This is a genomic window from Bacillus sp. FJAT-28004 (assembly GCF_001280845.1).
Classification (GTDB): domain Bacteria; phylum Bacillota; class Bacilli; order Paenibacillales; family Paenibacillaceae; genus Pristimantibacillus.
In genome coordinates this window covers 2,748,431-2,760,978 of record NZ_LGHP01000001.1, presented here as the reverse complement: position 1 = coordinate 2,760,978, position 12,548 = coordinate 2,748,431, and the positions used below count along the sequence as shown (strand labels likewise).

The following is a 12,548-nucleotide window of genomic DNA, read 5'->3' as shown; positions in this document are numbered from 1 at the left end:
GCACAAATGTTCAACTTGACAAGTTGATAGGTATATTGTAAGTTAGGTTAGTGACTTAAATCATTAACCATATAACCATAAGGAATAAGGGTGGTGCCATGAGAACTGACAAACCCGTTTTTGCACAAGTTGCTGAGATGATTGAAAATGACATTTTATCTGGAACATACAACCAGGATGACTTAATTATTTCAACCACTCAGATTTCTAAGCTTCTCTCAGTAAATCCAACTACATCGGTAAAGGCTGTTAGTATTCTTACGGATAAAGGGATACTCTACAAAAAGCGGGGGATCGGAATGGCGGTAACCAGTGAGGCAAAGCAAATCATATTGAAAGAGCGGAAAAAAGAACTGTTAGATACGATTCGACAATCGGTGAAAATTGGGATATCACGAGAAGAAATAATTAAATTAATAATGGAGGAAAACGATGATGATTAATCTATCCAATGTAACCAAAAATTACGGGAAAAATTATGGGTTACGAAACTTTTCCGTAAGCTTGGATTCACCCGGCATTTATTGTTTGCTGGGTAAAAACGGAGCTGGTAAAACTACCTTTCTCAAATTAATTGCAGGACATCACAATGCCAGCACTGGCAAAGTCACAGTGAACGGAAATACCGTGGATATGCTGCATATGCCGGAGCCAGTCCATTTCGTTGCAAGTGATGCAAAACATTTTAACATGCGTATAAAGGATTTATTCAAGACTGCAAACGAATTGCATTATCAGTTTGACATTAATTTTGCAATTGGAATTGCACAAAGATTCAAACTTGATTTAAGTAAAAAATATGAAGAGGCATCTTTTGGGATGAAGGTTATGGTCAATACAATTTTGGGTATGGCAAGTAACAAAGCTGTGATTATTCTCGATGAACCGGTTTTAGGTTTTTCTGCTATTACACGCAAAAAATTTTACGAATTATTACAGGAATGCAACGAACAGAAACCAAAAATTATTATTGTTTCCACACATCTAATCGATGAAATCTCCAAAGTCGCGGAAAAGCTTCTTATCATTGATAAAGGGGAACTCAAGTTATATGCCGATACCAACGATATTGATGAAATGGCCTATTCTGTAACAGGTCCGGTTAATATCGTTGAGCAGGTGACAAAAGGTCTAAATATTATCGGAACGCAAAACGTGGCTGGATTTGTATCGCAATACGTTTTTGACAAGCCAATTGAGGATTCAGACCCCAACGTAATTATTTCGCCATTGGGTCTACAGGATTTCTTCATTAGTTTTGTTGGAGATGAATAATAAGTTCTTGGTAATGAAAATATAAAATTGGGAGGAATCAAGATGACTGCACTTGCTGTAGCAAAATTGAATTTTAAGACTGTCAAATTATCTTACTTTATTTTTTTAGCAATAATTGTCTTACAACTATCTAGTTATCTGATCAACGATTTATTAAACACATCTAAGGAAGGCTTTTCTCTTAGTTTTGGATTTTATTCCTATATCATAATCATCATGAGTGCGATGTTAATACCTGCTAGAAATTTCCAAAAAATTATGAATCTTAATGTAAAGAAGTTGTATTATATGAGAGGTAGCTTTATTAATTATGTTGTTTTCTCCCTCATTATTTCTCTATTTACACTGCTTTGCTACCTTTATTTGGATAAATTAATACCTGTATCTAATAATGGTTTAGTGGCAAACCCATTTGGTGTTTTTGGTTGGAGTAACAATGGTGTTCTTGTTGCCTTCATTCGTCAATTTGTATTTATGTTGATGGTAGCTCTGATTTTTCATACATTAACTACAATCCAGGGCACTTGGTACGGTTGGCTTACGAATTTCATGATTGTAGCTGTCATTAGTGTATTTACACCTATTGCTTCCCTTCGAAAAGTATTGGTCTCGATATTTGACACTCTAATCTTTACTCCAAACGCAGTCATTCATATTGTAAGTTGTCTTGGGGTATCTGCTGTTGTCTATGGTTTATGTGTTTTGGCCGTGAGTCGCAAAAGAATTTAAATCCTAATCTTAAAATTATTCGCAAAATCGATAATTAGGGAAAGGGAGGAACGGAATAACGATGGAGACGTCAAATGGGAAGGTCGTTGCGCAGTCAATGTGGATGGTCTGGGAGAGTATCTTTGATATTTTCTCACGATTTCGGAGTGAGTCGATCTGGAGGTTCGGTATCTGCAAACTCGTCATTCGCAGGCACTACGGCAAACGGATCGTGTGCCATGACGGCAGCCAGATTCAGGCAGGAGATTGGATCGGGGAGCTTCATTTAGATAATCAACAAGTGATTGAGCTCTCTCGCGCCGTCGGATCGGATCGGGCCGGGATCATGACGGCACGCATGCTGCGCCGCGGTATGAAGCAGATCAGCCAGGCGATGAAGAACTCGCCGGAGCTAGCAAAAGTTCAGGCGATTACAGGGGTCACGCTGCTCCATCGCGGGATTATTCATGGGTTAGGTTTTGAACAGCATCAGATCACGTCCAAATGGGCAAAGGGATTCTCGAAGGTCTACCTTCGGTTTCTGCTTCGGATCTTGCATCCCGAAGGGAAGCAGCGAGTGAAACAAGCGGGGGAGAAGCTGGAGCCCAGGATACTCGTCATCTCGAGGCAGGCTTTATTCGAGCGATTCACAGAGAAAGATAAAGAGAAGGAACCGCAAATGATTTACATGTAAGCGTCATTTGCGGCTGAAGCGGAGAGCATATCATGGCTATTACCTTTGATGACGGGCCGCACCCGACTTAAACGCCTATTCTGCTGCATATGCTGCACACGCATGGGGTTAAAGTGACCTTATTCGTACTTTGCAGCGAGGCTGAGAACTGGAAGGACATCAAATCGGCATCCACACTTGAATGGAGTATAAGAACCTACGACGCCTGCATACACCATGAAACTACAACTTAGAGATTACTGGAGGATATAATTATTAACAACTTTTTCAAACCTATTATAGCGGGAGCAATAACAATTTCACTTGTCGCCTGTGCAACACCATCACAGCCTGATGAACATTCACAAAATCAAAATGCCACTCAAGGCACCCAAAGTTTTGATGCAGAGACTTTGAAAAAAAGAAGCGCCGCCTATTTAGAGCAGTTTCAGAAACATGAATTCGATCGCCTTTATGAAAATGTAACTGGTGAAATGGCTAGTAAACTGTCTAAGGAAAAGATTGCTTCTGAGTGGAATGATCTATTAACTCAAATAGGGCCTTCTCAGGGTATAGAATCAGAAGCATTTAATATAAAGGACCAAAATGGGATATCATCTATTACCACAGTACATCGGAAATATAATTTAAAATCTACTTTTGTTTATACAAAGGATGGCAAGATAACTGACATTCAAACTCAGCTGCAGCCCCTCATAGTTAAACCGCAGCAAAGCGACAAGTGGGAGGAGTCTTCGGTAAAGGTTGGTTATAATGAAAAAAAATGAATGGGTTGCTAACTCTCCCTAAAGGAATAGAAAAGCCACCTGTTGCAATTATACTCTCGGGCTCCGGTGCTAATAATATGGATTCCATTATTGGCACAGGTCTTAATCGTCCTTTAGCGGATATTGCTCATGGACTTGCTGATAGAGGGATTGCCTCTATCCGTTATGACAAGCGCTCTTATGCCTATACTGATGATGTCTCTGACATAGAAACTGAATATTTGTATGATGCAAAAGAGGCAGTCCGACTTGCCAAAGAAGATACAAGAATAGATAGTAACAGAATTTATCTAATTGGTCACAGCCAGGGTGGGTTAATTGGACCAAAGGTTGCGCAAGATAATCCTGATATAAAAGGCTTTGTCTCAATGGCAGGAACCTTGAGTCGCTTAGAAGATGCAGTTTTGTCCCAAACTACAATGCGATTGGAGCAAGATACGAACCTATCGAACGAACAGAAAAAAAAGGAATTAGACAAGACGACAGCGGAAGTACAAAAGGTCAAAAAGCTTGATCCTTCTGACAAATCCGGAATTTTTCTAGGCTACCCCACTAGTTACTGGATTAGTTTAAATGCAATTGATGGAGTTAGCATTGTAAAAAATCTTACGATTCCTATGTTTATCATTCAAGGTACAAATGATTTTCATGTCTCAATTCAAGTAGATTATAAACTTTGGCAAGAAACACTGACTGATAAAAAGAACGTGAGTTTTAAGCTCTATCCAGGACTGAATCATTTGTTCATGCCAGGTGGTTCCCCAGATAAATTTGACGGTAGTATATACAATAAACCTGCTCATGTAGATTCTCAGGTGATCGAGGATGTTGCTGAATGGATTAACGTTTTTCATTAATTCTATTACTCTTTTGAGGGTTTGGCCGAGACACATCCGTATTGAGAAATCATGTAAGAATCAACTTAATTCAAATTTATTATAGAAAGAGGTTTTAGTAGTTATGAAAAAAGCATTTAAGTCTGTTTATATAGCACTCGGGTTAGCACTTTTCACTTCAGCTTGTACAACAGATTCTGGATCGCAGAACACTACAACTTCATACGAAGAGAAAAATTATGCTGTTGATGCGGATAAAGTCAGCCAAATGTCTTTCACTGCTAGTCATCGTACGGTTGAACTTGTAGAATCAACTGATAATCAGATTCACATCAATTATTTTGAAAATGATAAAGAATCTTATGAAATTAATGTTTCAGACAATAAGGAACTTACAATGGAAGCTATTAACAATAAAAATTGGAAAGATTATATTGGGTTAGACACAGAGAAAACGCATCGTAATGTTAAGATAGCTGTTCCAAGCGATATTGCCGGTGGTATTAAAATTAAAACATCCAAAGGTGATATTATTATTTCTGAAATGGATATAGCTGGTTCCATCGATGCAGCAACTTCAGATGGAAAAATTGAAATTACTAATGTTGTGGTTGATAAGATTTTAAAATTGGAAAACAAAAATGATGACATAATTATATCGGATGTGAATACGAAAGGTTCCGTTGATGCATCCATATCAAATGGCAATATACTGGTGACGAATGTCGCGGTTGACGACACCTTGAAATTAAAATCAAAAAATGGCAATATTACTGGAACCGTTAAGGGTTCATATGATGTCTTTAGTATTTCAAGCAAAGCCTCCAAAGGGAAAAATAATCTCCCTAAGAATAAAGGTGGGGGTTCTAAGACTTTAGATGTCAGCTCGAATAATGGAGACATAAACCTTGAATTTGTTGATTAGTCATATGAAATGTCTGTAACTGGGCCAATGTATTATATTAGACTCCAGACATAAATTGAAATGTAAGTCTCTGCTATGGATAAGATCCATATCTTAATTTGATAATGCGGACTATATGGTAAAATGACATATAGTTAAAGGATTGATACGAAAGCTTATATGAAAAGGCTGTTATGGGCCGTTTGATAATTAAACGGTTCATGGCAGCCTTTCTTGGAAATTGGATAATTACTCTGCCCGAGACCTTGGCTATGAAGTGAGATAAAAAATATGGAATTTAAAGGGAGGAGGTACTTCCGTAATGGCGGATGTGATCGCACCGGATTTAGTACTTTCGTATATTTTACATTACAAAAGGACTTGAGCTAGAGTGAATGGAACAGATTTGTAAAAGTTGGACTTGAATTCATGGAATATAAAGTCAACCGCAACTGCTAAATATTCGGGAAAATATTGCTGTAGGACAAACCGATTGGATTCTTGCAACAGATCGTGTCCACAGCGCTGCGATGCAATCAGGAGCTAGCGAATACATTGCCGAATTAGAGGATGCTTATGAAACGATGCTCGGAAAAGAATTTGGTGGGGCAGAGTTGTCAAGGGGACAATGGCAGAAGATCGCTATCGCTAGAGCATACTTCCGAGATGCAGAATTACTTATATTGGACGAACCGACCGCTGCCTTAGTGTCGGATGACAAGAATATTAGCCGATTAATTACCGCGTAAATCGCGGTTTTTTTGTTTTATCGGTACATATTCTTGTCAATGTGCAACCAAGCCATGTAATGTCGGAAGTCAAGAACATTGTCCCATTCCCGACTAGTGACAAGAACATAGTCCCATTCCCGACGGGGAAATGATGTACCATGTCGTTCATTCTAAAAAACAAACGTGCTGCCGTAATAATCATGAGTAAGTCGTGTTATAGAAAATAAAGTATTAGACTGATGATGCGTCATTAAGCTAACGGGCAGGTTAGTGCAACAAATCCGAATAATATCCGTCTAAATATTGGAATCCATATAATGGGATAATTATTAAACGATCTAGTTTATTGCAACTTCTCATAGTTTTGTTTCTAAATTCTTATTTAGAAGGGAAGGAAAACCGAATGAACAAAGCAAAGAAAATAATGTTTTCCTGTGCGATTGCTACAGTTCTAGTCGTAGGTGTATCTGCGGCTATTTATACTCAACACTCCAGTCCTGCTACTACTGTTGCCCCTCAATATTCTGATCCTAGTGCCCCTGGTTTTGTGAAAATATCCAGGACTGAGTACGAGCGAATGTCTGATATTGTTATTTTAGTAAATAAAGGGGAACTTCCAGTTTCCGCTCTTAAAGATGCTGAGCCTCTATTAGAGCGTAGTCCAGAATATATCACAAAAAAAACTCGGGCTGAATACAACGCATTAAAGAAATAAAAACCTAGGCTACTAAACAAACCGCATCTCCCAATTCATACAGGAGTCACTCGATACGCATGGATGATACCTATTGGACTAAGCTAACGGATAACGATAGTTGAATAAAACAAATGAATGAGCAGGCGCTGTGGTGGCCTGCTCATTTTATTAAGCTAACTGGCAGTTTAATGGAAGTATTTACTTGTTGTTTCAAGGTTCTATTTACATATAGAGTAGTAGGCAAAAGAAGTGGAGAGGAAAAAATTGAGTAAGAAAGAACTTCTGCTATATTTAATTTCAGGTTCGTTTGTATATGGTGCAACAATTATTATATTAAATAGCTTTCTTTGGATCTTATTTTTTTTACTATTCATAAGTTTGTTAATCACTCTAAGAGTTTCCTCTACAAATCATAGTTTCGGTAAACAATTTTTTAGCGTTTGTATTGGGCTTTTCTTTTTTGGGTGGATTGCAGTATTAATTATCTTGATGGTTAAAGTGTTGTTCATGTACTTGTACAATCTATTAAGCTAACGGAGAACGATAGTTGAACAAATAAGGGGCAGTTTGCTGCTGCAGCTGTTCCCATTCTTTATTAAGCTAACGGGCAGTTTAATGCAAACAAGGTGATTTTAATTTTAATCTAAAATCAGAATCCATCAATAATTACCACATTAAAGATAAGTCGATATCTAATATTATTAAAACGTTCTGCAGAATTACCTAGAACAAGTGAAATTAGTGAGTGTTTTAGTTAGGAGGGAAAGAAATGGATGAGGGCTTGTTGTCCCTGATTATTTTACTTTTATTTGTTATGCTTATGTATACACTGTTTTGCGTAGTTAATTATATTGGGTATAAAAAACGTCAAGATAAACTTATTTCTCAGAAATTAGATCAAATAGTAGAATTACTTACAAAAAATAATTGATCTTGCTTTGAACGGTGTACAGCCATATCGTGTTTAGAACACAAGTAACGCCAATTCTCTTAATAGGGGGTGGCATTATTTGTGTTATTTTAGTTGAAAACCAATGTGGGAAGGAAACGTGTATCTCGTTCGAAAAGGTTCTTTTGGTGGCAAGAAATTCGCTAATTCATTAAGCTAACGAGTAATACGTAATTGTTATGTCTCTGTTATAATATTATAAATTGGGGAGGTAACAATGAAAAAACCATTTATAAGAGCTCTCGTTTTAGGACTAATATTTGTGTTTGTTTTTTATGCTTTTCAGATGCTTCAAGGATTGTATCTCACGCTGAATTATGTTCCAGATATTGTTGAGACATACGAATCAGATGATTATCTTCAACAAAAAGTCGCATTTGGATATGTTTTAAGCCCAGTATGGAGAACATTAGAAATCCTGGGATTAATGCTACTTGGAATAATTGTTTATTATGCTGGGAGAATATTAAGAAAGAAGAAATAATCTTGATTAAGCTAACGGGAAACGTTAGTTCAACGTGTTCCAGCAAGCATGTGAAATCCGCAAGGGTTGGGCTTAGAATGCACAAGCAGCGGTATATACAGAAGAAGAAGGTTGCCAATCAACGTTAAGCAAATTTCCAAGACGATTCCCCCAAACGCAATAAAACGCCCTCAACCAAAGAATAGGATGAGGGCGTTTTATTGCGTTTTATTTATTTAAATTCTTAATAGCGTAATCGGCTTCTTCTTGTGTAAATTTTTCACCGTATTCAGAAGTCAGTTGCTCCTTTATCGCTTCTGGTGACATATTCATTGATTCCTGATAATTTTTTGCTTTTTCCAAGGCATTTTCATTAAAATTGGCTTTCATATTATCAATTGCGTACTTAGCTTCATCGTCACTGAACTTTTCACCATGTTCTGAAGTTAATTGTTCAAAAACTCCTCGTTTTGACATGTGCATAGTTTTTGCATATGTTTCAGCCTTATTCAAAGCGTTTGCTTTCCAGTCAAATTCAAGATTATCCATTGCATACTTAGCAGATTCTGCGGAAAACTTTTCACCATATTCTGAAGTTAATTGTTCAAAAACTCCTTGTTTCGACATGTGCATAGTTTTTGCATATGTTTCAGCTTTTTTCAAAGCAGACTTATATTCTCTAGGAACATCATCCTCTGCCTTCGTATCTTCTTTTTTTGGTTCCTCTTTTTTCGGTTCTTCTTTTTCCCCTGTTGGCTTATCCTTTACTGGTTCGGTGACAGCTGGCTTGCTTTCCTTTTTGTCTGCGTCCGTTTTGTTATCATCATTGCCGTTGACAGCAGATACAATAATAATAATCGCAATCACCCAAACCCACCATTTTTTATAGAACGGTTTTTTCTGTTTTTGTTGTTTCTCCACTTCCTGTACCCCCTATGATGTCATTCAGTATAAAATTATATCATTCTTTTAGTCTGGCACAGAGTTGTAAAATTTTTCTGAGAATACCACATAGAGAGATTTGACGACTACGTAGCTGGCAAGGAATACACCGTTGATTCGTTGATGGCTGACTTCCATGTGACGACGAACAAGGTAGCCGTAGAAGTTTGAGATTGAAAAAAGGATTTATCAGAAACCTTCACAAATAACAGTTGCGGCTTCAACAGCGTAACATTTCTTATGTGGTTTTTTTTATTTGAAAGGCTCTGTTATTCGTCATTGTTGTTTTTGCTCATTGAGCTAACGGGTAGGATAGTTGAATGATTTCGCGAATAACTTAAGTCATTACGAATTTACGAAGTTCGCAAAAAGACGTTAGCCGAAAGAAGTTCTTAGTTTAGGAGGAGTCTATATGATATTAGAAAAAGTTATAAATAGAATTGTAATACAAAGTGAATATAAGGATTTTGTTGATAAGTATATAGATAATATACTTACCGAATTTAAAGGTAAGATTCATAGCATTTATATGTGTGGCTCGATTCCAAAAGGAACTGCTAAACCTTTTAAGTCAGATGCAGACTTTACTATTGTATGTGTAAATCCCAAAGATATTGATTACGAAAGATTGTCAAATATTAAAGACAGGCTTTTGGAAGAATATCCAGTAGTAACTAAGATTGATACGATAATTTGCTCGATTGACGATGTATTAAGTAAACCAAATGAGTGGGGTTTTTGGGTAAAGATAATTTGTGTTTGCATATATGGTCATGACGTTGGTGAAAAAGTACCACCGATAATTATTTCTCCAGAGTTCATTTTAGACTTAAATACAGAGACCAAGGAGGAAGTAGATCGTATACATAGTTTACTTTCTAATGCTAGTGATAACACAATGAAAACTAGATATATTAAAGGTTACTCTAAGAGATTAATTCGTGCATTATACTCTTTGGTTTTAGAAGATACAGGTGTATGGCAAGATGACATTATTAAGATGAAGAATGCCATATTAAACTATTGTGAGATTGACTCCGCTTTAGTTGATTATCTGTATGCTTGTTACTTGGATAGTAATGTACTTGTTGAAGAGTTTCTGGGAATTGCAGATGAAGTATATAGCTATTTTGAGAACGCCTTAAATGCAATGGCTGCTTCCAGAACTTCCTTCGGCTAACACCATATTGACGCTCCGGGTCACTCTGAGAAGCGAGTGACCACATCCAGCCCCCTAAGCCCGTCGGGACGTCACTGCGTTAGGTGTTCGGCAAGCCTCACAACTATAAGCAGCGACTCTAATTAAAACATAAGACTATTGAGCTAACGGGTAACGATAGTTCAAAAAAACAGCTCCTCGCGATCCGTTTCTGACACTCAGTCCCTTCTCGAAACTATGAAACGACAGGGGGGGTTTCGCATGACCGATGGTAATGTGATACCATTTCCAAATCAAAAGACCGTGCTGCAGATCGTTCAGGAAAATCGCGCCAAACGCATAGCAGAAGAAGAAATCCTAATCGCCGAAATCGAGGAATTGAAACGCAAACTTGGCGAAACAAAAGAAAAGATACATTGGCTTGATTGATCTCATCTGGTAGATAATTTTATAAATTCATGATAATTGAGGACTAAAATAATGGAACAATTACCGAAAGTAATAAAGGAACCACCGTATTTCAAGCTTTTAAATTATGACCCTCTGTATATTTTGGAAAAGCTAATAAATGCCCAAATTGTTTTGATTTTTTTAGAGGCATACGATGAAGAGACGATTGAATACTTTCTAAGAAATAATCAATTTACAATAATGGCTGAAGTAATACAAAGCAGAAAATCGAATGATGTAATGATGTCGTATTACCCTCATTTAAAGACCAGAGATCAACTTAGAAGCGCACTTCAAAATGAAGACTGGGGATTTTCATGTATTGGAATGACTCAAACATCACAACATTTATTTAACATACGGGGAATTGAAGAAGTGGGCGAAATGGGAATTAAGATTAAGGAAATGGAATATGGATTATACGACAGATTTATTAATATACATTGAAGTTTGTTTGATACAAAAGAAATTCGATATAAGCAACGGGAACGATAGCTTATTAAACGCGAAGAAACGGCAGCCAAGTCCATGGTTGCCGTTTTCTCAACTAACGGGCAGGATAACGCAAAAGTTGGTGCATCATTTTCCTGATAATTAAGTATAGATATTTGGAGGTGTTTGTTATTGTTTAGAAAATACTTTGTAGTCTTGATTTTATTCGGCACTTGCTTATTACTTGCTGGATGTAATCCAAGCAAAGATGAAGTGGTTCAGAATTTATTGCCTGCAAAGGAATGGAAAAATTCCCTACACGTTTTTTATTACCAAGAAGATGTTAGGAAATTAGGGGATGAACTAAATCTTTTTCAGAACTCCTTACCAGATTTGCAAAAAGGATTTCAAGTTCAACTATGGGATTATAACCAAGAGAGAATTAAACAATGGGCAGATGCTCTGGGAGTAAAAAAATTCCCTACGTATCTTATACTTAATAAAGATGGAGTTGTTCTGCAAACACAGGATATTGAAAAAGCAAAGAAATATCTAACAGAACATTAAACTAACCTGGAACGATAGTTGAATAATTCATATGGATGAGCAGGCGCTGAGGTGGCCTGCTCATTTTATTAAGCTAACTGGCAGTTATGCGAAAAAAATAAAATTCGTCTTCGTAATTAGAAGGAAGTATGCTGAGTACAGCGACTCTTATGACGTTATCCATGAGGAATGTCTCATATTTTAAAAAATCAGAAACCTATTCAAGACTCGACGACTTAAACATGAATTAGAATTACTCAAACCAATACATGTCATTTTGCATGAAAATAAAGAAGTCTTTGAAGATCATTGGCAAGCAAGAACAGAAGCGTATGAATCGCTACCGGAAGAAGATATTCAAAGTATTTTAGTCTATACTCATAAGAAACTAAATGAATTATCAAATTATTTGAATACCATTAAGTTCAATAAACGTTCAAAGGATATTTTATTCTTCTTTACGGACTATGTAGATCATTTATTGAAATATCACAAAAATAAATTTGATATGAGGTATCACCTACAATACATGTATTGTTATAGTGAATTATTACTAGGATCGCAAAGGTATATAACGATTAAGAATAATTTAAGAGAAATTGAAGGGGGGTTCGAGGAAGACGATTCATTAAGCTAACGGGTAACGTTAGTTGAATAATATACATGGATGAGCAGGCACTGCGGTGGCCTGCTCATTTTATTGAGCTAATTGGGAGATTAATGCAACAACTGCTCGTGATGATCGTCTAAATCGTTAGTAAGAACTAATCCAATCTACAGAACGGAGGCCAAACAGTGAGATCAATAAAAATAATGTTATTAGGTATTAGCATGATGATTTTTGCGGGCATTTTCATAGCTTATCCAATGGGCAGTCTTGGTGGTGCGGAGTTTTTTTTACTCATCGCAGGATTTTTTATTTCGGTCTTTGGTTTTATCTATGAAGGAAAAAAAAAGTGATCTCGCTATTACGCTAACGGGCAGGATAGTTCAAT

Annotated in this window: 17 protein-coding genes; 16 read left to right on the top strand and 1 reads right to left on the bottom strand. The window is 36.8% G+C overall.

Annotated elements, in window-relative coordinates; translation table 11 throughout:
- The first annotated feature begins 98 nt into the window (after positions 1–98).
- The 11 genes from AC787_RS12010 (at position 99) to AC787_RS11975 (ending at position 8,045) form a co-directional block, all read left to right on the top strand.
- Positions 99–443 (top strand): GntR family transcriptional regulator, encoded by a 345-nt coding sequence (locus tag AC787_RS12010; protein WP_054025005.1) that lies wholly within the window; start codon positions 99–101, stop codon positions 441–443.
- Positions 433–1,275, top strand: coding sequence for an ABC transporter ATP-binding protein (locus AC787_RS12005; RefSeq protein ID WP_235560959.1), 843 nt, complete (start codon positions 433–435; stop codon positions 1,273–1,275). The genes AC787_RS12010 and AC787_RS12005 overlap by 11 nt, the downstream gene beginning before the upstream one ends.
- Before the next feature lie 42 nt (positions 1,276–1,317).
- Complete coding sequence (locus AC787_RS12000; RefSeq protein WP_054025003.1) at positions 1,318–2,004, top strand: hypothetical protein; 687 nt, start codon at positions 1,318–1,320, stop codon at positions 2,002–2,004.
- A gap of 61 nt (positions 2,005–2,065) precedes the next feature.
- A complete protein-coding gene (locus AC787_RS11995) occupies positions 2,066–2,677 on the top strand; it encodes a YkoP family protein (RefSeq protein ID WP_054025002.1) in 612 nt (203 codons plus the stop codon).
- 392 nt (positions 2,678–3,069) lie between these two features.
- A complete protein-coding gene (locus AC787_RS34785) occupies positions 3,070–3,444 on the top strand; it encodes a DUF3887 domain-containing protein (protein ID WP_235560958.1) in 375 nt (124 codons plus the stop codon).
- Between the two features lie 77 nt (positions 3,445–3,521).
- Positions 3,522–4,301 carry an alpha/beta hydrolase family protein gene (locus tag AC787_RS34780; protein ID WP_235560957.1) on the top strand — a complete coding sequence of 260 codons (780 nt, stop codon included), beginning with the start codon at positions 3,522–3,524 and terminating at the stop codon, positions 4,299–4,301.
- Positions 4,302–4,404: 103 nt separating this feature from the next.
- A complete protein-coding gene (locus AC787_RS11985; RefSeq protein ID WP_054025001.1) occupies positions 4,405–5,205 on the top strand; it encodes a DUF4097 family beta strand repeat-containing protein in 801 nt (266 codons plus the stop codon).
- A 431-nt stretch (positions 5,206–5,636) separates the two neighbouring features.
- The gene (locus AC787_RS33235; protein WP_082360726.1) at positions 5,637–5,933 is read left to right on the top strand and encodes an ATP-binding cassette domain-containing protein; all 297 of its coding nucleotides are present in this window, start codon (positions 5,637–5,639) and stop codon (positions 5,931–5,933) included.
- A 385-nt stretch (positions 5,934–6,318) separates the two neighbouring features.
- Positions 6,319–6,630 (top strand): hypothetical protein, encoded by a 312-nt coding sequence (locus AC787_RS11980; RefSeq protein ID WP_054025000.1) that lies wholly within the window; start codon positions 6,319–6,321, stop codon positions 6,628–6,630.
- Positions 6,631–7,381: 751 nt separating this feature from the next.
- The gene (locus AC787_RS33765) at positions 7,382–7,543 is read left to right on the top strand and encodes a DUF4083 family protein (protein ID WP_152970620.1); all 162 of its coding nucleotides are present in this window, start codon (positions 7,382–7,384) and stop codon (positions 7,541–7,543) included.
- Between the two features lie 235 nt (positions 7,544–7,778).
- Positions 7,779–8,045 (top strand): hypothetical protein, encoded by a 267-nt coding sequence (locus AC787_RS11975; protein WP_054024999.1) that lies wholly within the window; start codon positions 7,779–7,781, stop codon positions 8,043–8,045.
- 207 nt (positions 8,046–8,252) lie between these two features.
- On the opposite strand, the gene AC787_RS11970 is transcribed toward AC787_RS11975, so the two are convergent.
- The gene (locus tag AC787_RS11970) at positions 8,253–8,945 is read right to left on the bottom strand and encodes an Ltp family lipoprotein (RefSeq protein ID WP_054024998.1); all 693 of its coding nucleotides are present in this window, start codon (positions 8,943–8,945) and stop codon (positions 8,253–8,255) included.
- Between the two features lie 433 nt (positions 8,946–9,378).
- On the opposite strand from AC787_RS11970, the gene AC787_RS11965 reads away from it, so the two are divergent.
- The 5 genes from AC787_RS11965 to AC787_RS34080 all read left to right on the top strand — a co-directional run bounded on the left by AC787_RS11965 (position 9,379) and on the right by AC787_RS34080 (position 12,513).
- The gene (locus tag AC787_RS11965) at positions 9,379–10,146 is read left to right on the top strand and encodes a nucleotidyltransferase domain-containing protein (RefSeq protein ID WP_054024997.1); all 768 of its coding nucleotides are present in this window, start codon (positions 9,379–9,381) and stop codon (positions 10,144–10,146) included.
- A gap of 240 nt (positions 10,147–10,386) precedes the next feature.
- On the top strand, positions 10,387–10,554 hold the full coding sequence (locus AC787_RS34085; protein ID WP_161807532.1) for a hypothetical protein: 168 nt from the start codon (positions 10,387–10,389) through the stop codon (positions 10,552–10,554).
- Between the two features lie 51 nt (positions 10,555–10,605).
- Positions 10,606–11,022, top strand: coding sequence for a hypothetical protein (locus AC787_RS11960; RefSeq protein WP_054024996.1), 417 nt, complete (start codon positions 10,606–10,608; stop codon positions 11,020–11,022).
- A 177-nt stretch (positions 11,023–11,199) separates the two neighbouring features.
- Complete coding sequence (locus AC787_RS11955) at positions 11,200–11,574, top strand: hypothetical protein (protein WP_054024995.1); 375 nt, start codon at positions 11,200–11,202, stop codon at positions 11,572–11,574.
- Between the two features lie 774 nt (positions 11,575–12,348).
- Entirely contained in the window at positions 12,349–12,513 is a 165-nt protein-coding gene (locus AC787_RS34080; protein WP_161807531.1) for a hypothetical protein, read from the top strand.
- The last annotated feature ends 35 nt before the right edge of the window (positions 12,514–12,548 follow it).